This window comes from Allobosea sp. TND4EK4, from assembly GCF_900156025.1.
In the GTDB taxonomy this organism is placed as follows: domain Bacteria; phylum Pseudomonadota; class Alphaproteobacteria; order Rhizobiales; family Beijerinckiaceae; genus Allobosea.
In genome coordinates, this window is record NZ_FTMO01000001.1 from 507,216 (window position 1) to 524,544 (window position 17,329).

Consider the following 17,329-nt stretch of genomic DNA (forward strand, 5'->3'; position numbering starts at 1 on the left):
TTCAGCGCAGCGCCATGTGGCGCGTCAGGCGCAGTTCGAAGCGCTCCCAGACGCGGCGAACGATCTCGACCAGCACGAGATAGATCAGCGCGGCATAAAGGTAGAGGGACAGGTCGAAGGAGCGCGCGAAGGCGAAACGCGTGGCGCCCATCAGGTCGAACAGCGTGACCAGCGAGGCGACGGCGCTCGACTTGATCATGACGATCAGCTCGTTTCCGAGCGGGCGCAGCGCCAGGATCATCGCCTGCGGCATCACAACCAGACGCAAGGTCGCCCAACGATGCAGCCCGAGCGCCAGAGAGCCTTCGAACTGCCCACGCGGCACGGACTGGATGGCGCCGCGCAGGATCTCGGCCTGGTAGGCCGCGGTGTTCACCGTGAAAGTCAGCAGCGCGCAGGAGAACGGCTCGCGGAAGAACCACCACAGCCCGACATCCTGCCAGAACAGGCGGAACTGGCCGAGGCCATAATAGACCAGGAAAAGCTGGCAGAGCAGCGGTGTCCCGCGAAAGAAGGTGGTGTAGCCGGAGACGGCCACCCGCAGCCATTTCGGCCCGTAGAGCCTGCCCACCGCCAGCAGGAGCGCCAGCACGAAGCCGACCGATACCGAATAGGCGACGAGCTGGAGCGTGATCCCGAGGCCGTTCGCCATCCGGCAGCCATAGTTCTGCAGCGACTCGGCGCCAATCCAGTATCCGGGATATTCGCACCAGTTCATCGCGTGGTGCCCCCGAAAGCGGCGAAGCCGCGGTTGCTGCGCGTTTCGAGGCGCGCGACGCCCCAGGCCGAGATCAGGGAGAAGACGAGATAGATCGCCATCGCGGCGCCGAAGAACAGGAAGGGCTCCTTGGTCACGACATTGGCGCGGGTGGTGATGAACATGATGTCCGGCAGGGTGATGACGGAGACCAGCGACGTCTCCTTCAGCAGCACCATCCAATTGTTGCCGAGCCCGGGCAGCGCCACCCTGAACAATTGCGGCAGCACGACGAGGCGGAAGGCCTGGGCGTTCGAGAGGCCGAGCGCGGCGGCAGCCTCGCGCTGGCCCTTATGAATGGCGTTGAGCGCCCCGACCCAGACCTCGCTGGAGAACGCCGCCAGCACCATCCCGAGCGCGACCATGCCAGCGAGAAAAGGCGGGATGGCGAAGGAGGCAGTCGAACCTGCTAGCGCGAAGAGCTGCTGCACGAGGATCGGCAGGCCGAAATAGATGATGTAAAGCGTCAAAAGCTCGGGAACGCCGCGAAAGATGGTGGTGTAGACGGTGGCGAAGCCGCGCAGGAGCGCGCTGTCGGCACGCTTGCAGAGCGCGACGGCCAGACCGAGCGCGAGACCGAAGGGCAAGGTCGCGAGGGCGATCGCGATCGTGATGCCGGCGCCCTGCAACAAGGCAAGACCCCAACCGCCTGGGCCGAAGCCGAGCAGCGCGAATTTATCGAACATGAAGGAGCGCCGGCACGCGAGGGTGAAAGCCGGCCGGCACTCTTGCGGGTGCCGGCCGACGGGCGGACGCGATCAGAGGATCGGGATCTTGAAGTACTTGTCCGCGATCTTCTTGTGCGAGCCGTCCTTGATCGATTCCGCGATCGCGGCGCTGAACTTGTCGCGCAGGGCGGTGTCCTCCTTGCGGACGGCGCCGGCGACGCCGGGCCCGTGGATCGCGGCATCACGCGTGATCTCGGCGACCTTGGCGCAGCAATCCTTGCCCTTGCCGTTGAGGAAATCCTCGAGCGAAAGCGCGTCGGCGATGATGTAGTCGAGCCGACCGTTCAAGAGATCGAGATTGGCCTCTTCCTGCGTCGGATAGGGACGGATCGTCGAGTCCTTGTAGGTCTTCTCGGCATAGTTCGAATGCACGGTCGAGCCCTGCACGCCGATCGACTTGCCCTTCAGCGCGGCCGGCGAAAGGTCGGTCGAGGCATTCTTCGGCCCGATCGCCCAGATCGGAGTCTTGGTGTAGACGGCGGTGAAATCGACACGCTTCTTGCGCTCGTCGGTGGCGTTCATGCCGGCGATGATGATGTCGTACTTCTTGGAGAGCAGAGCCGGGATGATGCCGTCCCAGTCCTGCACGACCCAGGTGCACTTCACCTTCATCTTCTCGCAGAGCATGTTGGCGTAGTCGATCTCGAAGCCTTCCAGCTCCTTCTTGGCGTTCAGGTTGTTGAAGGGCGGATAGGCGCCCTCGGTCCCGATCCGGATTTCCTTCCAGTCCGGTGCCTGGGCCAGCGCGCCGGCAGCGCCGGCGACGGTGAACGCCGCCACCGCGATGAAACGAACGAAACTTTTCATGATGCCTCCCGCAAGGTTCGGGGCGGCCGGGATCTTCTGAAACGGCCCGGCCGGCCCGGTGCCTACAGATTGGGCGCAGTTTCGCGCCAGCCGCAAGAGGCGGGGCTGCAGCTTTTCTGATCCTTACCCGCTGAAAGAACCGGCAGACCGTTCCCGGCGCGCGGCGTGCGCGCGCTCGTCGACCAGCGCAACCGCCCAGATCGCCAAGCCGGCGAGCGCAAGCGCGGCACCGACCCAGCCGGTCGACGTCCAGCCATAGCCAGCCGCGATCGCCAACCCTCCGAGCCAGGGCCCGAGGGCATTGGCGGTGTTGAAGGCGCTGTGGTTGAGCGCTGCGGCCAGCGTCTGCGCGTCCTCGGCCACGTCCATCAGCCGCGTCTGCAGGATGGCACCGAGGCCGCCGCCGGCACCGATCATGAAGATGACCACCGTCACCGTCCAGATGTTGCCGGCGGCAAAGGGAAAAGCGGCGAGCCATACGGCGCTCCACAGCAGCATCAGCCCGGCCGAGGGCATCAGCGCCCGGTCGGCGGCCCAGCCGGCGACGAGCGTGCCGACCGTCAACCCGGCGCCGAACACGGCCAGCACGACCGGCACGAAGGCAGGCGAGACCTGCGTCACCGCCATCAGCGTCGAGGCGACATAAGTGTAGACCGCGAAGAGCCCGCCGAAGCCGATGGCGCCGATGGCGAGCGTCAGCCAGACCTGACGGCGCTTCAGAGCGCCAAGCTCGCGAAGCGGGCTGGCGGACGGCTGCACCCGGTCCTGGGGCGCATGAAGCGCGATGAGCAGCACGGTTACGAGCGCCAGACCGGCCACGATGGCGAAACCGCTGCGCCATCCCAGCGCCTGGCCCGTCCAGCTCGCGACCGGAACGCCAAGGATCGTCGCAACGGTCAGGCCCAGCATCACGCGCGCCACCGATTGCGCACGCCGGTTCGGCGCCGACAAAGAGGCGGCGACCAAGGCCGCGACGCCGAAATAGGCACCATGCGGCAAACCGCTGAGGAAGCGGAAGGCGAGCATCCAGTGATAGCTCGGCGCGAGCGCGCTCAAGCCATTGCCGAGCGCGAAGACGCTCATCAGCGCGATCAGCAGCGTTCGGCGCGAGATTCGGGCCGCCAGCACCGCGATCAAGGGAGCGCCGACGACAACGCCGAGCGCATAGATGCTGATCACGTGGCCCGCCGTCGGCTCGTCGATGCCGAGCCCAACCGAGAAATATGGGAGCAGGCTCATCGACGCGAATTCGGTGGTGCCGATGGCGAAGCCGCCCATCGCGAGCGCGAACAGCACGAGAGCCGGCGACGCAGCTTTGCCGGTGGACGCGACAGCGTCCAGGCTGCGGGGTTGCGCTGCGACGGTCATGAATGACGCCCTCGGGACCAAGCAGCATTCGATGCTGCGCCGCAGCAAATGTCACGGCGGTTGCGCTGGAGCAAGCGGCGGAGACGGCCAAAGCCATGACGACTGCGCATGGCTGAATGCCCGGTATCACCGCACGCCGTCATGCCCTAAGAAGCCCGCGAAAGGACTTCGCATGCTGCCCTGGACGACCCTCGACACCGCGATCCTCCCCGATGGCAGCGGTACCTTGCGGCTGAAGCAGCGCGGCGGCGAGTTCTCGATCATGCTCGGCAGCAACGAGTTGATGAACAGCCGGCTGAGCGGCTCGGAGGAGGCCCTGGCGGGTCTGACCTGCCAGCGGCTGGCCGGCCGCCCTCGCCCGAGCCTGCTGATCGGGGGGCTCGGCATGGGCTTCACGCTGCGCGCCGCGCTCGCCGCTCTGCCCCCCGATGCCGCTGTCGAGGTGGCGGAGCTCATCCCGGAGGTGGCGCAATGGGCGCGTGGGCCGATGACGCCTGTCTTCGGCGGATGCCTCGACGACCCTCGCGTGACCCTTTCGATCGTCGATGTGGCTGCTGCGATCGCGGCGGCGGAAGACCGCTACGACGCGATCCTGCTCGACGTCGACAACGGTCCCGAGGGGCTGACGATCGCCGCCAACGACCGGCTCTACGGCGAAGCGGGGCTCGGTATCGCGAAGGCGGCCCTGCGGCCAGGCGGGGTGCTCGCCATCTGGTCGCAAGGTCCCGACCACGGCTTCACCCGCCGGCTGAAGGCGGCCGGCTTCGCAACCGAGGAGCACAGCGTGCGGGCCAGCCGGACCGGACGCGGCGCGCGGCACGTCATCTGGCTGGCGACACGGCGCTGAGCGCTATTTGAGGGCGCAGAGCCCCTCGCAAGGCGCGCTTGCCGCAGCGGCGATGACATCGGCGATCGGCTTCTGCGCCGCCGGCTTCAGCGCGGGCTGCGCCGCCTTGAGCGTCGCTGCCAGCGCATTGCGGTCGGCCGGCGAGAGCCCGGCGACGAGGCGCTGCGCATTTCCGGCCAGCGCCTGCGCGAGGAGGACCTGGTTGGCTTCCTTCAGCGACGGGCTGCGCAGGCCCAGCGCCATCCCATTGACGATCTCCTGCAGGCCGAGACGCATCTGGCGCACCCCCTGGAGGCGGGCATCGGTCTTCGCCTCGGCCGGGATCTGGGCGACGAAGTCGGCGATGGCGTCGAGCGAGGCGGCCACCGCGCTGATCAGGAAGGCCTGCGAGCGCGAAATCTCGTCCTGGTACGCGGCCGCGTTGCGGGCGAGATCTGGCGGCGTGCGGCCGGGATTGGGGGAATAGAGCGTGTAGGCCTGGAGAATGCGGGCCTGCTTCTGCACGATGTTCAGCAGGGCCTGGATGTCATTGGCGCCATAGGGCGGCGCGCCCAGAATCGCCGGCTCGTTCCAGGCGTCTTCCAGCACCTTGCCGTCGACCTTGTCGGACAGGCGCGGCAGGCCGGTCTTGCGCTCGACCCGCATCATGCTTTCGACCGCCTCGACCGCCGCATCGGCATAAGTCGAGCCATTGACCGGGACCTCGGCATGGGCCGCTGCCCCGAAGAGGCAGGAGCCGCCGAGCAGCACGATCCGCAGCGTGGAGATCACCTTGGCGGATGTCGACATGGTCATGGCTTTCCTTTTCCTGCGGCGCGCGCCTCGGCGATCAGGCAGAGCTCGGTGAAGAGAACCTGGGCCGCGCAATGGGCCGTGTTGCTGGTGGCATCGTATTGCGGCGCAACCTCGACGACGTCGGCGGCGACGATGTTGGCGCCCTTGAGGCCGCGCAGGATCGCCAGCGCCTCGCGCGGGGTCAGGCCGCCGACTTCCGGCGTGCCCGTTCCGGGCGCGAAGGCGGGATCGAGCGAATCCACGTCGAAGGAGACATAGGTCGGCCCGTCGCCGATCACGGCGAGCGCCCTCGCGATCACCGCCTCGATGCCGAGCGCGTCGACCTCGTTGGCGTGGATCACGGTCATCCCGGACTCGTAGGAGAACTCCCAGAGGTATTCGGCACCGCCACGGATGCCGATCTGGATGACGCGCTCGGGGTCCAGCACGCCGTCGAGCACCGCCTGCCGGAACGGGCCGCCATGGTGAAACTTCGAGCCTTCATAGGGCCCCGAGGTGTCGCAATGGGCATCGATATGCACCATGCCAACGGGGCGCTTGGCCCCGACCGCCTTGAGGATCGGATAGGTGATGGAATGATCGCCGCCGACCGCGAGCGGCGAAACGCCGGCCTCGACGATGGTCCGGAAAGTCGCCTCGATGTCCTGATGGCAGCTCTCGAGCGAGTAGCGCGAGCGGAAGGGCACGTCGCCGATATCGGCGGCCTTGAGCATGCCGAGCGGCGCGGTGCCGATCACATGGTCCATCGGACCGATGCGCTCGATGGAACGCACGGCGCGCGGCCCCAGCCGCGTGCCGGCTCGGTTGGTGACGCCGAGATCCATGGGCAGGCCGATGATCGCGACATCGAGCCCGCCGAGACCGGGCTGGCCGAGCGCGTCGGGGCGGTAGGGGGCGCCCATGAAGGTGGCGACGTCCGAGAACGGCCATTTGCGCTTGTCGCCCTTGAACTGGTCGGCCGCGACCTTGGCGAAGTGCGGGTCATGGATGTCGGCGCCGCTGGCATCGGCGTAGCGCGTCCTGAGCTTTGCGAGCTTGTCCTGGTCCATCGCTCTTCCTTTGCTGCGTTCAGCCAGCCAGACGCTCGAGCTTGGTGAGCGTCTTCTCATGGTAGACGGTGCTCCCGAAGGGGCTGTAGCCCAGCTTGGCGGCGACGCCCAGCGAAGCGCCGTTGTCCGGGTCGATGATACAGACGCTGCGCTGCGCGCCGAACTGCCGGTCGAACCAGGCATGGGCCGCGTGCCCTGCCTCGGTCGCATAGCCCTTGCCCTGAGCGGCGCGCGCCAGAACCCAGCCAGCCTCCGGATAGGGGTCGAAATCCGGCCCGAGGTCGCGGTGAGCCTGCATCAGCCCGATCTCGCCCATGAACAGGCCGCTCGCCTTCTCCACGACGACAAACATGCCGTATCCGAGCAGGGCCCAGTTGCCGGCGCTGCGGGTCAGCCGATGCCATGCCTCCTCGCGCGTCAGCGGTTTGCCGCCGATGAAGCGCACGACGTCCGCGTCGGAACGCATCGCATGGATCGCGTCATGATCGGCCCGCTCGGGCCGGCGCAGCAGCAGTCGTTCGGTCTCGATCATCCGAGCCCTTAAAGCAGGCCGGCCGCGCTTCGCCAACCCGCCGAGACATTGGTAACGCTCGGCTCGCATCCGCCCGCCGTACTAGCCGAAAGTCTCAACGCTCGCGGTTGAATCCCCTCGCGATTCATGCAGCCATTGGCTAGAACTCCGGCGCATGCTCGGCATGTGCCGGCGTCGCGTCCGACAAGCCCGGAAAACCGGGAGCCTTTTCGAGGAGATGTCCCCCATGAAGCGTCGCCAATTTATTCAGACCGCGGCAGCCGGCGCAGCGGCCACCGCCGCCGTCGCCATGCCCGCCGTCGCGCAGTCGAACCCCGAGGTGAAGTGGCGGCTGGCCTCCTCCTTCCCGAAGTCGCTGGACACGATCTATGGCGGCGCCGAGGTCATGGCCAAGATGGTCTCCGACCTGACCGACGGGAAGTTCCAAATCCAGGTTTTCGCCGCCGGCGAGATCGTGCCCGCCCTGCAGGCGGCCGACGCGGTCACCAACAACACCGTCGAGATGTGCCACACCGTCTCGTATTACTATGTCGGCAAGGACCCGACCTTCGCCGTCGCGGCGTCCGTGCCGTTCGGCCTCAACGCCCGCCAGCAGAACGCCTGGCTGTTCCAGAACGGCGGCAACGACCTGTTCAACGAATTCTACAAGAAGTTCAACATCTACGGCCTGCCCTGCGGCAACACCGGCGCGCAGATGGGCGGCTGGTTCCGCAAGGAGATCAAGACGGTCGCCGATCTCCAGGGCCTCAAGATGCGCATCGGCGGCATCGCCGGTTCGGTGCTGCAGAAGCTCGGCGTGGTGCCGCAGCAGCTCGGCGGCGGCGACATCTACCCGGCACTCGAAAAGGGCACCATCGACGGCGCCGAATGGGTCGGGCCCTATGACGACGAAAAGCTCGGCTTCGCCAAGGTCGCGCCCTACTACTACTATCCCGGGTTCTGGGAAGGCGGCCCGACCGTCCACGCCTTCGTCAACCTGGACAAGTGGAACGCGCTTCCAAAGAACTATCAGGCGGCGCTCATCGCAGCTTGCACCTATGCCAACACGCAGATGGCGGCGAAGTACGACGTGGTGAACCCGCCGGCCCTGAAGCGCCTCGTGGCGGCCGGCACGCAGCTTCGTCCCTTCCCGCAGGACGTGCTGGAAGCCTGCCTCAAGGCCTCCAACGAGCTCTACGGCGAGATTTCGGCGAAAAACCCGGACTTCAAGAAGGCCATCGAGGCGATGGCAGCCTTCCGTTCCGACGAATATCTGTGGTGGCAGGTCGCGGAGCTCAGCTTCGACGTCTTCCAGGTCCGCACCCGCGCCCGCTGAGCCGGCGACGCTTCCCCAAACCTTCTGAGCCCGGCTTCGGCCGGGCTCTTTTCGTTGGGGGTGTGCGAGGCGCAGCTGCTGCGCAGGGCTCCCGCAAGAGCCATGTCCGCTGCGACGCGCGCGGCCGCCTTCCGCCCGGTCCTCCGGTAAGGTAGGATCGGGCCTGGGTCACCGGCCACGATTGCGCCTTTTGGAGCGGGCATGAGGTCCGCGAACCAGGAAAACAGCCATGCGCCGCCTCGTCTTATCTGTCCTGACAGCCTGCGCGCCGGTCGCCGTTGTGGCGCAGACGATCGGCGAGCCGCTGCCGGGCAAGGCGCAACCGCGCGAATCCTACAGCCGCCCTTCGCCCGCCCCGACCAAGGGCGCGCGCCCCTGCCCCGAATACGGCGCCGGCTATATCCGCATCGATGGCTCCAGCACCTGCGTGCGGATGGGCGGCGCGGTCCGTGCCGAGTTCGGCAAGAGCTCGCATAGCGGCTACGGCAACCGCACGGACGGCATGGTCTATCTGGAAAGCCGCACAGACACGGCGCTCGGCCCGATGCGCTCGGTGATCAGCGTGCGCGGCGGCATCGACCGCAACCTGAACTCGTCTTCGCCCTTCCGCTACTGAGCTTCAGGCGACCAGCCGCCCCACTTCCTGGCGCAGGACCGGTACCAGCTCGGCCTCGAACCAGGGATTGCGCCTGAGCCAGCCATTGTTGCGCCAGGAGGGGTGCGGCATCGGCAGGACACGCGGCAAGCCCGGGCGAGACAGGATCGTGCGCCAGTCGGCGACGGTGGCCGAAAGATCGGCGGCCGCTTTCGGGCCGAGGTGCCAGCTCTGGGCATAGCGCCCGATGGCGAGCACCAGCTCGATATGAGGCAATGCGGCGAAGACCCGCTCGCGCCAGATCGGCGCGCATTCGCGGCGCGGCGGCAGGTCACCGCCCTTGGCGTCCTGTCCCGGAAAGCAGTGCCCCATCGGCACGATCGCGACGCGCGCCGGGTCGTAGAAGGTCTCGTTGTCGAGGCCGAGCCAGTGCCGCAGCCGGTTGCCAGAGGCATCGGTGAACGGCCGCCCGCTGGCATGGACCCGCGTGCCAGGCGCCTGGCTTGCGATGCACAGCCTTGCGGTCGCGCCAGCCTGGATGACTGGCCGCGGCTGATGCGGCATCGGCGGCAGATAGACCGGGGCATCGCGGCAGACCCTGCAGGCGCGCAGGGCGTGCAGGACGGTCTCGATGTCCTCGGCCTCGCTCATCGGCGCGCCAGCCTGCGTGTCATCGGCGGCACCTGCGAGATCAACCCGTCGCAGACCCACTCGGCCTTGCCCGCATAGCCGTGGGGGTCGCCCGGCTCGATCCGGGCAAGGCCGTTGATGCGCCCGCTCGGGCGGCTGCGGATGACCGTGAGCGAGCCGCTGGTCTCGATGGTGAAGCAATAGGTGCGGCGCGTCTCGTGCGGGCCGTAATAGTAGCAGACGGCGTCTTCCGTCGTGATCCAGCAGGCGTCGGTGTTGGGCATGTCCCGGTTGTGGCCACTGACGCGCCCATCCGGGTGGTGATACTCGCTGAAGGGCAGGTTGCTGCCGGTATAGAGGCCGGTGACGGTGTTGCCCTCGAAGGCACGCCTGATCTGCTCGCCGCCGAGGCGCTCGGCGGCCCGGCCCTGCCCGGCAGCCATCAGCCCAACGGCGCAGGCGGCGATCATTGCCGCCGGTCTCACCACCGCGCGAGCCTGCGACTCATCGGCGCCGACGGCGCGCGGGAGATCAGGCCGTCGCAATACCAGGGCGTGCCATTGTCGCCGTGCTTGCGGGGATTGCCCGCCTCGATCCGGGCCAGCGCATTGACCAGCCCGTTGCTGGTGTTGCGCAAGACGTAAAGCTCGCCGCTCCTCTCGACCGTGAAGCAATGCACCGTACGGTTCTCGGGCGGGCCGTAATAATAGCAGATGCCCTCCGGCTTGGTGATCCAGCAGGCATCCGTGTTGGCCTGCCATCCATTATTGCCGAGCGCGCGGCCGTCCGGGGCGTGGAACTCGGTGAAGAAGCCGCCATTGGTGTACCGGCCCGTCACCGTATTGCCCTCGAAGGCGCGCTGAATCTGCTCGCCGGTCAGCCGGTCGGCCGAGGCGGCCGGCGCGAGCAGGGCAAGGAGCGCGAACAGGGCAGCGGCGAGTGTCCGCATCAGGCCGCCCAGCTCGGACGGGCAGCGATCTCGCCATGCCAGCGGCGGATATTGGCGAAGTCCTCCGGCAGCGGAATGCGCGAGGGCCGCATGAAATCGACGGCAATCGCTGCGGTGATATCGGCGACGGTAAAGGCTTCGCCGCAGAGGAACGGGCTGGAGGCGAGCTGCAGTTCGAGCAGCCAGAGATGGTCGTCGAGGCTCTCGCGGTTGGCCTGCGCCCATTCGGGCACCTGGTCCTCCAGCTCGGCCATCGAGGGGTGGCTGTGGCGAAAGACCGCGGCGACGGCCGCGAACAGGCCGAGCTCGATGCGCCGGTTCCACATCTCGACCAGCGCCTGGTCTTTGGCGCCGCGCCCGAACAGTGCGGGCTCGGGGTTCAGGCTTTCGACATAGCGGCAGATCGCCATGGTCTCCGACAGGGCCGTGCCGTCGTCGAGCAGGAGGACCGGCAGGCGCTGGGCGGGATTGAGCTTGGTGAAGGCCTCGCTCTTGTGCTCCTTCTTCCCGATGTCGATGGGGACGAGTTCCGGGAGGTCCAGGCCCTTCTCGGCGAAGAAGATGCGGACCCGCCGCGGGTTCGGCGCGCGACCGCCATCATAGAGCTTCATGCCTGTCTCCCTGTCGCGGCGCACCGGACCACGGCATGCGCGGAACCGTCAATCTCCCGGAGCGGTTCTTGCTATCACGACGCTTCTTGACGCCAGGATGGCACGATTGCCCTCTCAGCGGGGATGGCTGCGGCGCCAGGCCTCCGGCCGCTCGAAATCTAGGGCCCAGATGCCCCGGCGGGCTGCCTTGGCCTGCGCCTCCTCGGCCCCATAGCCGCCATAGGCGACGGCGTGCCCCTCCCGCACCAGCGCGGCGTTGATCTCCTCCTCCCCCTGCCAGCAGCGGGCGAGGCCGCGGCCATAGCGGTCCGACTTGCCGATCTCGCAGCGGGTCTCGCCGCGCATCAGCAGGGCCTGCAGGGCACGGCGCGCCTCGCGACCGCAGGCGATGCTGCGTCCGGCCCCGTCACGGCAGGTCTGGCGGAATTCGGGCGCGTCCAGCCCCTCGAGCCGCAACTCCTCGCCGAGCAGGCGGATCGAATCGCCGTCGATGGCCTGCGCCGGCCCAGCCAGGCCGCGCGCCGGCCCCAACCGGTATTGCAGGACGGCCCCAGCCAAAGCGACGAGGCCGAGCAGGCCGAGCGCGACGACGAAGTCGGTGAAGCGACCGACCCGCCGCCAGCCGAAAGGGCCGTGGCCGGAAGCGCCATGGCCGAAAAATCGGGGGCCGGTCCGGCCGGGTTCGGAACGAGGCATCAGGAAGAGATTAACGTTTCAGTGGCCATGATGGCGAGCCGGCCGTGCGCTCCGCACGGCCGATCGAGGATGCGTATCCCCTATCATGGCGGAAGTGACGGCAGAACAGGTCCAACGCGGACGCGGGCCCGACCCCGTGGCTGCGGCGCGCCGCAAGCTGCTCACCCGCGAGGTCAAGACGGTGCGCGAGCGACTGACCTCGTCGACCGGGCTGGAACGCGCCTTCGACAACGAATTGCTGCGCAGCTTCGCCCAGTACCGGATTTCGGGCTCGGTGGGCACGCTGGTGCTCGTCATCGGCATCGCCGCCGCTTCCTGCCTATGGCTGCCGGCTTATCTCGTCTCCGCGTGGAGCGGCCTGGTGCTGGCGAGCGGCACCCTGATCGTGATGCTCTCGCGGCGCTATCTCGCCAAGAGCCCCGACGCGGTGCGGATCACCCGCTGGCGGCGGCTGTTCGCGCTCGCGGAAGGTTTCCAGGGCCTGTGCTGGGCCACGCTGCTGGCCCTCTTCATCCATGTCGACGCACCCGGCGCAAAGGTCTTCGCGACCACGGCCCTCCTGATCGTCAGCGCTCTGACGGTGATGCTGGCCGCCTCGATCCCGATCGCGGTCTATGCCGGCCTTTCGCCGATCATCGTCGGGATCATGGTGTTCTTCTGGGACCGGCGCGACATCGACAGCGTGACGATGGCGCTGATGGCGGCTTCCGCCCAGCTCTTCTTCATCTTCCTGGCGAACCGGCTCTATTCGAGCTCGGTCGCGACCATCGCGTTCCGTGCCGAGAAGGACGCGCTGATTGCCGAGCTCGAGACGGCCAACGCCAATTCGGACGAGGCGCGGCGCAAGGCCGAGGAGGCCAATCTCGCCAAGTCGCGCTTCCTGGCGACGATGAGCCATGAATTGCGCACGCCGCTCAATGCCATTCTCGGCTTCTCGGAGGTGATGAAGAACGAGATCTTCGGCACCCATGCGAATGCGGCCTACAAGGAGTACTCGGCCGACATCCATGGCTCGGGCCAGCATCTGCTCAACCTCATCAACGAGATTCTCGACCTGTCGCGCATCGAGGCCGGCAAGTACGAGCTCAACGAGGAGGCAATCTCGCTGGTGGGCGTCGTCGAGGAATGCAGGCACATGCTCGCCCTGCGCGCCAAGGCGAAGGGCCAGACGATCCGCCAGAATGCCGAGCCCGACCTGCCTCGCGTCTGGGCCGATGAGCGGGCCATGCGGCAGGTGGTGCTCAACATCCTGTCCAACGCGATCAAGTTCACGCCCCCGGGCGGCGAGATCAGCATCAAGATCGGCTGGACCGCGGCGGGGGGGCAATATGTCACCATCACCGACACCGGCCCCGGCATTCCGGAGAACGAAATCCCGATCGTGATGCAGAGCTTCGGGCGCGGCTCGCTGGCCATCAAGACCGCCGAGCAGGGTTCGGGGCTGGGCCTGCCGATCGTCAAGGGGCTGATCGACCTGCATGCCGGCGGCTTCCTGCTGAAATCGAAGCCGCGTGCCGGGACGGAGGTCACCGTCACCCTTCCGGCCGAACGCGTCATGGACACGCTCGCCGCCCTGCCCGAGCCGCGCAGGGCGCGCGTCGCCTGACCGCCTCGTTCCTGCCGCGATGAGCCTGTTCCTCGCCCTCTTCCGCTTCTTCCGCCCGAGCCGACTGGACCTTTCGAGATGACCGAGAAAACCCGCGTCGCGGTGCTCTATGGCGGCAAGTCCGGGGAGCATGAGGTCTCGCTGAAATCCGCCGCATCGGTGCTGCGCCATCTCGATCGCAGCCGCTTCGAGCCGGTGCCGATCAGCATCGACAAGCAGGGGCGCTGGCAGCGCCAGGATGCGCGGCGCCTGGCCGAGAGCAACGCCGAGAGCCTGCCGATCTTTGCGGAGGCTCCCGAGATCAGGCTGGCCATCTCCGGCAACGGCACACTGCTCGCCGCACCGGTGGGCGGAGCCGCGACGCAGGATGCGATCGATGTCGTCTTCCCGGTGATCCACGGCCCGCTCTGCGAGGACGGCGCCATGCAGGGGCTGCTCGACCTTGCCGGCGCGGCCTATGTCGGCTCGGGCGTCATGGCCTCGGCCATCGGCATGCACAAGGACATGGCCAAGCGGCTCGTCGCGCTGGCCGGGCTGCCGGTCGCTCCCTATACCGTCGCAACCAAGCGCGACTACGCGCGCGACCCCGCCGCCGTCGCCGCGGCCGCCCAGGCGAAGCTGGCGCTGCCGGCCTTCATCAAACCGTGCAACATGGGCTCCAGCGTGGGCGTGCATAAGGTGAAGCGCTGGGAGGATCTTGGCGCCGCCTTGGATGACGCCTTCGCCTACGACACCCGCGTGCTGATCGAGCAGGGCGTCGATGCTCGCGAAATCGAGGTCGCGGTGCTCGATGGCGACCCGCCCTTCGCCAGCATGGCGAGCGAGCTGAACGCAGGCCCGCAGCACGAATTCTATTCGTACGAAGCGAAGTATCTCGATGCGGACGGCGCGACCGTCGACCTGCCGGCAAAGCTCACGGCAGAGCAGATGAGCCGCGTGCAGGAACTGGCGAAGACGGCTTTCACGGCTCTGGAATGCAGCGGCCTTGCCCGCGTCGACTTCTTCCTCGACCGGCAGGGCGGCGAATTCTACTTCAACGAGATCAACACGCTACCTGGCTTCACCGCCATCAGCATGTACCCGAAGATGATGGAGGCGTCCGGCCTGCCCTATCCGGCGCTGATCACCAGGCTGATCGAGCTCGCGCTGGAGCGCCATGCCGAAAGGCGGGCGCTGAAGACGGATTATCAGGGGTAGCCCCGGAGTCCGTCGGCTTTGCGCTGAAACGCGCGGTCGTCCCGGGCTTGACCCGGGATCCATGCCGGAGCCTTTCAGGCCTGGTTTCCGGATCTCCGCTTCGCTGCGTCCCGGATGACCGCGCGTTACGATGAGAATGCGGCGGCAGCTAACCCTTCCGCGCCACCTGCGCCTGCTCGAAGGTCGCCATGCCGGAATGGACCGCCGCCGCGGCCTTGACCAGCCCGGCCGCGAGCGCCGCGCCGGAGCCTTCGCCCAATCGCATGTCGAGCGCCAGCAGCGGCACCTTGCCGAGCCGGGCGAGAACCTGCGCGTGGGCCCCTTCGGTAGAGAGATGGCCGGCGATGCAGTGGTCGATGGTCGAGGGCTCGATGGCATGCAGGATCGCCGCCGCGGCCGTCACCACATAGCCGTCGAGGATGACCGGGATGCGCTGCGAGCGCGCGGCGATGATCGCCCCGCAGATCGCCGCGATCTCGCGACCGCCCAGCCGCCGCAGAACCTCGAGCGGGTCCTTCAGGTGGGCGCGATGCAGTGCCAGCCCCGCTTCCACCGCCGCGATCTTGCGCTTCAGCCCCTCGTCGTCGAGCCCGGTGCCGCGACCGCACCACTGCGCGGCTTCGCCGCCATAGAGCGCGGCATAGATGGCTGCCGCCGAGGTGGTGTTGCCGATGCCCATCTCGCCGAGGCAGAGCAGATCGGCCCCGCCGGCCAGCGCCTCCATGCCGAAGGCCATGGTGGCGACGCAGGCGCGCTCGTCGAGCGCATCGCCTTGCGTGAAATCGCCCGTCGGCAGGTCGAGTGCCAGATCGAAGACCTTGAAGCCGAGATCATAGGCGGCGCAGATCTGGTTGATCGCCGCCCCGCCGGCGGCGAAATTCTCCAGCATCTGGCGCGTGACGCTCTGCGGATAGGCCGAGACGCCCTGCGCGACCACGCCATGATTGCCGGCGAAGACGCAGACCAGCGGCCGGTCGACGCGCGGAGGGGCCTTGCCCTGCCAGGCAGCCAGCCACTCGGCGATCTCCTCCATGCGGCCGAGACTGCCGGCCGGCTTGGTGAGATTGGCATCACGCGCCCGCACCGCGTTGGCGGCGGCCATGTCGGGGCCGGGCATCGCGGCGATCAACTCGCGGATATCGTCGAAGGGCAGTCCCGAAGCGGCCATGTCTCGTTCCATCGCGAACAGCGGCGCGGCCAACGACAGCGTGGCGGCGCGGTAGCCGCTGCTGCTATAGGCTCGGGCTCGGGATGACAATCGAGGGGAGCGCAAAGCCGCGATGGCTGAGGCCAACAGCAGCGCCGAGCCGAACACCGCCCCGGCCTGGCCGGGCTGGACGGTCGCGACCGCAATCTGCGTGCGCTTCTGGTCGCGGCTGCCCGTGCCGCAACTGCCGGGCGAAGACGATCGCCATGCCCGTCCGGATTTTCGCCAAGTGCCGCGCGCCCTGCCCTTCGCGGCGCTGATCATCGCGCTCCCGGCCACCTTCGTCCTGCTGCTGGCCGGGCTGGCGAAACTCGACGGCCTCGTCGCCGCAGCGCTGGCCCTCACCGCGCTCGCCGTGACGACCGGCGCGTTTCACGAGGATGGGCTGGCCGACACGGCCGACGGGCTGTTCGGCGGACAGACCCCGGAGCGCCGGCTGGAGATCATGAAGGACAGCCGCGTCGGCTCCTATGGCGCGATGGCGATCGGGCTTTCGCTGCTGCTGCGGGCCAGCCTGATCGCCATGATCATGGACCGTGCCGGCCCTTGGGCGGCGGCGGCCACTCTGCTGATCGCGGCGCCCTGGTCGCGGTCCGAAGGCATGCTGCTGCTGGCGAAGGAGCGCCCGGCCCGCAGCGGCGGCACTGCGGCGGCCGTCGGACGCCCCAGCGTCGCGACGGGCTGGATCGCGCTGGGGCTCAGCCTCGCCCTGGCGCTAGCCCTGGCGCTCGCGGCGTATCTCCCGCTCGCCGGGCTGGCCCTCGGCCTCGCGCTGGCGCATGGCGCGACCGTGATGCTGGCCCGGCTGGCCCACCGCCTGATCGGCGGCCAGACCGGCGATATCGTCGGTGCGGCCCAGCAGCTCGCCGAGACAGCGATCTATCTCGGGCTGGCGCTCTCGCTGGGATGGCCGGGGCGGTGAGCACCGTTTCGACGCCCTGCATCAGGGTTTGCGTCATCGACCCGGTGAGCCAGCTCTGCGAGGGCTGCGGACGCACGCTCACCGAGATCGCGCAGTGGGCGGGGCTCAGCGAGGCGCAGAGACTGGCCATCATGGCGGCGTTGCCGGAGCGGCTGGCCGGGAAATCTTCCGAGTCACCAGCAATACGTCATGCTCGGGGCTGACCCGCGCATCCCGGTAACCAGCGCCATCCTCGTCGGAATGGCTAGGCCTTTGCCAGATCGGCCAACGCGTCGCCGGTCAGGCGATAGAACACCTTCTTCGGATGTGCGGCCGCGCCGAGGCTGTCATAGAAGCGCAGCAATGCCCCATCATCGGCATCCGCCGTCCAGTCGATGCGGCGGTGGCCGCGTTCCAGCGCCAGCTCGGCGAGCGCGGTCATCAGGGCGCGGCCCAGCCCAGCGCCGCGAGCTGCCTCCGCGACGTAAATCTCCTTGAGGAAGAAGCCGGATTTCAGGCCCGGCCCGGGATACAGATTGCAGGCCGAGGCGAAACCGAGCACTGCCCGCCCCCTCGCCGCCACCAGGATGTCGATCCCCGCAGGCCGCCGGACAAGACCTGCCAGAATCTCGTCGACCGGCGGGCAAGGGACCGCGTAGTGGCTCTGCATCTCGGCCATGAGCGCGGCGAGCGCGCCGTGGTCGGCCGGATTGAGCAATCGGATCGCGGTTTCGCTCAT

General features: G+C 68.0%; 21 protein-coding genes. 7 read left to right on the forward strand and 14 right to left on the reverse strand.

Annotation, left to right across the window (positions count from 1 at the left end):
- Window position 1 precedes the first annotated feature (1 nt).
- The 4 genes from BW981_RS02500 to BW981_RS02515 form a co-directional block, all read right to left on the reverse strand.
- Entirely contained in the window at window positions 2–718 is a 717-nt protein-coding gene (locus tag BW981_RS02500) for an ABC transporter permease (protein ID WP_076435914.1), read from the reverse strand.
- On the reverse strand, window positions 715–1,443 hold the full coding sequence (locus BW981_RS02505; RefSeq protein WP_076435916.1) for an ABC transporter permease: 729 nt from the start codon (window positions 1,441–1,443) through the stop codon (window positions 715–717). The genes BW981_RS02500 and BW981_RS02505 overlap by 4 nt, the downstream gene beginning before the upstream one ends.
- 72 nt (window positions 1,444–1,515) lie before the next feature.
- Window positions 1,516–2,292, reverse strand: a complete 777-nt coding sequence (locus tag BW981_RS02510) for a transporter substrate-binding domain-containing protein (RefSeq protein ID WP_076435918.1) — start codon at window positions 2,290–2,292, stop codon at window positions 1,516–1,518.
- Window positions 2,293–2,415: 123 nt separating this feature from the next.
- Window positions 2,416–3,660 carry an MFS transporter gene (locus BW981_RS02515; RefSeq protein ID WP_076435919.1) on the reverse strand — a complete coding sequence of 415 codons (1,245 nt, stop codon included), beginning with the start codon at window positions 3,658–3,660 and terminating at the stop codon, window positions 2,416–2,418.
- Between the two features lie 172 nt (window positions 3,661–3,832).
- On the opposite strand from BW981_RS02515, the gene BW981_RS02520 reads away from it, so the two are divergent.
- Complete coding sequence (locus BW981_RS02520) at window positions 3,833–4,507, forward strand: polyamine aminopropyltransferase (RefSeq protein ID WP_076435921.1); 675 nt, start codon at window positions 3,833–3,835, stop codon at window positions 4,505–4,507.
- A gap of 3 nt (window positions 4,508–4,510) precedes the next feature.
- Here BW981_RS02520 and BW981_RS02525 read toward each other — a convergent pair whose 3' ends face one another.
- The 3 genes from BW981_RS02525 to BW981_RS02535 are packed head-to-tail and all read right to left on the reverse strand — an operon-like array spanning window position 4,511 to window position 6,883.
- Window positions 4,511–5,302 carry a hypothetical protein gene (locus BW981_RS02525; protein WP_139333586.1) on the reverse strand — a complete coding sequence of 264 codons (792 nt, stop codon included), beginning with the start codon at window positions 5,300–5,302 and terminating at the stop codon, window positions 4,511–4,513.
- Window positions 5,299–6,351 (reverse strand): agmatinase, encoded by a 1,053-nt coding sequence (gene speB / locus BW981_RS02530; RefSeq protein WP_076435924.1) that lies wholly within the window; start codon window positions 6,349–6,351, stop codon window positions 5,299–5,301. Before speB ends, BW981_RS02525 begins: the two co-directional genes overlap by 4 nt.
- A gap of 19 nt (window positions 6,352–6,370) precedes the next feature.
- Window positions 6,371–6,883, reverse strand: a complete 513-nt coding sequence (locus BW981_RS02535) for a GNAT family N-acetyltransferase (protein ID WP_076435925.1) — start codon at window positions 6,881–6,883, stop codon at window positions 6,371–6,373.
- 226 nt (window positions 6,884–7,109) lie between these two features.
- On the opposite strand from BW981_RS02535, the gene BW981_RS02540 reads away from it, so the two are divergent.
- Window positions 7,110–8,198, forward strand: a complete 1,089-nt coding sequence (locus BW981_RS02540) for a TRAP transporter substrate-binding protein (RefSeq protein WP_076435927.1) — start codon at window positions 7,110–7,112, stop codon at window positions 8,196–8,198.
- A gap of 229 nt (window positions 8,199–8,427) precedes the next feature.
- Complete coding sequence (locus BW981_RS02545; protein ID WP_076435928.1) at window positions 8,428–8,814, forward strand: porin; 387 nt, start codon at window positions 8,428–8,430, stop codon at window positions 8,812–8,814.
- Between the two features lie 3 nt (window positions 8,815–8,817).
- Here the strand turns inward: BW981_RS02545 and BW981_RS02550 are convergent, their stop codons facing one another.
- From BW981_RS02550 to BW981_RS02570, 5 genes are all read right to left on the reverse strand, one after another.
- Complete coding sequence (locus tag BW981_RS02550; protein ID WP_076435930.1) at window positions 8,818–9,444, reverse strand: uracil-DNA glycosylase family protein; 627 nt, start codon at window positions 9,442–9,444, stop codon at window positions 8,818–8,820.
- The gene (locus BW981_RS02555) at window positions 9,441–9,911 is read right to left on the reverse strand and encodes a hypothetical protein (RefSeq protein WP_139333587.1); all 471 of its coding nucleotides are present in this window, start codon (window positions 9,909–9,911) and stop codon (window positions 9,441–9,443) included. Before BW981_RS02555 ends, BW981_RS02550 begins: the two co-directional genes overlap by 4 nt.
- The gene (locus BW981_RS02560) at window positions 9,905–10,372 is read right to left on the reverse strand and encodes a hypothetical protein (RefSeq protein WP_076435933.1); all 468 of its coding nucleotides are present in this window, start codon (window positions 10,370–10,372) and stop codon (window positions 9,905–9,907) included. The genes BW981_RS02555 and BW981_RS02560 overlap by 7 nt, the downstream gene beginning before the upstream one ends.
- Complete coding sequence (locus BW981_RS02565) at window positions 10,372–10,983, reverse strand: glutathione S-transferase family protein (RefSeq protein WP_076435935.1); 612 nt, start codon at window positions 10,981–10,983, stop codon at window positions 10,372–10,374. The genes BW981_RS02560 and BW981_RS02565 overlap by 1 nt, the downstream gene beginning before the upstream one ends.
- 114 nt (window positions 10,984–11,097) lie before the next feature.
- Entirely contained in the window at window positions 11,098–11,679 is a 582-nt protein-coding gene (locus BW981_RS02570) for a thermonuclease family protein (protein WP_076435936.1), read from the reverse strand.
- An 85-nt stretch (window positions 11,680–11,764) separates the two neighbouring features.
- Here BW981_RS02570 and BW981_RS02575 point away from each other — a divergent pair, with 85 nt between their 5' ends.
- Both BW981_RS02575 and BW981_RS02580 read left to right on the forward strand, forming a co-directional pair.
- Window positions 11,765–13,285 carry a sensor histidine kinase gene (locus tag BW981_RS02575; RefSeq protein ID WP_076435938.1) on the forward strand — a complete coding sequence of 507 codons (1,521 nt, stop codon included), beginning with the start codon at window positions 11,765–11,767 and terminating at the stop codon, window positions 13,283–13,285.
- Window positions 13,286–13,363: 78 nt separating this feature from the next.
- The gene (locus BW981_RS02580; protein WP_076435940.1) at window positions 13,364–14,482 is read left to right on the forward strand and encodes a D-alanine--D-alanine ligase family protein; all 1,119 of its coding nucleotides are present in this window, start codon (window positions 13,364–13,366) and stop codon (window positions 14,480–14,482) included.
- Window positions 14,483–14,630: 148 nt separating this feature from the next.
- Here the strand turns inward: BW981_RS02580 and cobT are convergent, their stop codons facing one another.
- Window positions 14,631–15,650, reverse strand: a complete 1,020-nt coding sequence (gene cobT, locus BW981_RS02585) for a nicotinate-nucleotide--dimethylbenzimidazole phosphoribosyltransferase (RefSeq protein WP_076435941.1) — start codon at window positions 15,648–15,650, stop codon at window positions 14,631–14,633.
- 112 nt (window positions 15,651–15,762) lie between these two features.
- Here cobT and cobS point away from each other — a divergent pair, with 112 nt between their 5' ends.
- Together cobS and BW981_RS02595 are read left to right on the forward strand one after the other, a co-directional pair.
- The gene (gene cobS / locus BW981_RS02590) at window positions 15,763–16,611 is read left to right on the forward strand and encodes an adenosylcobinamide-GDP ribazoletransferase (RefSeq protein ID WP_076435943.1); all 849 of its coding nucleotides are present in this window, start codon (window positions 15,763–15,765) and stop codon (window positions 16,609–16,611) included.
- Entirely contained in the window at window positions 16,608–16,814 is a 207-nt protein-coding gene (locus BW981_RS02595; protein ID WP_244560193.1) for a DUF1289 domain-containing protein, read from the forward strand. Before cobS ends, BW981_RS02595 begins: the two co-directional genes overlap by 4 nt.
- Before the next feature lie 41 nt (window positions 16,815–16,855).
- Here BW981_RS02595 and BW981_RS02600 read toward each other — a convergent pair whose 3' ends face one another.
- A complete protein-coding gene (locus tag BW981_RS02600; protein ID WP_076435946.1) occupies window positions 16,856–17,329 on the reverse strand; it encodes a GNAT family N-acetyltransferase in 474 nt (157 codons plus the stop codon).